1 protein-coding gene is annotated in these 343 nt (G+C 29.7%); it reads left to right on the top strand.

Annotation, left to right across the window (positions count from 1 at the left end; all coding sequences use genetic code 11):
* Positions 1–139 precede the first annotated feature (139 nt).
* A partial coding sequence (locus AB3I00_RS14765; protein WP_368025635.1) for a hypothetical protein occupies positions 140–343 on the top strand: 204 nt, incomplete at its 3' end.

The following is a 343-nucleotide window of genomic DNA, read 5'->3' as shown; positions in this document are numbered from 1 at the left end:
ATTATGGCTGAATCGAGTAGACGTATATGATAAAAATTGTAATAATTTCAAAACTTATGCTATTTCCTTGAATATACGAGAGAAGGAAACTAAACGGACTGTAAAAAAATTAGAATATAAGTTGAAGGACATTCCGACAATGATTGGATTAACAATCCCTAAAGAATTTTTGACAAAAGACGACCATAAAGAATATGAAGTAGTTATTGAAGGGTTAAAAGATAATTGTATTATTTCTAAAGCAAGCAAAATTAGCGCATTAGGATATACTGCTAGTGAAAAAGAAATTGAAGCGAAAGCTTCTGAAAAGACAGAAATTGACTATGAAAATGTGATTATGACG

The sequence above is a fragment of the Enterococcus sp. C76 genome (assembly GCF_040886985.1).
Classification (GTDB): Bacteria; Bacillota; Bacilli; order Lactobacillales; family Enterococcaceae; genus Enterococcus_B; species Enterococcus_B lactis.
Note: the sequence above shows the minus strand (reverse complement) of the source record. Positions and strands in the feature narration are given on the sequence as shown.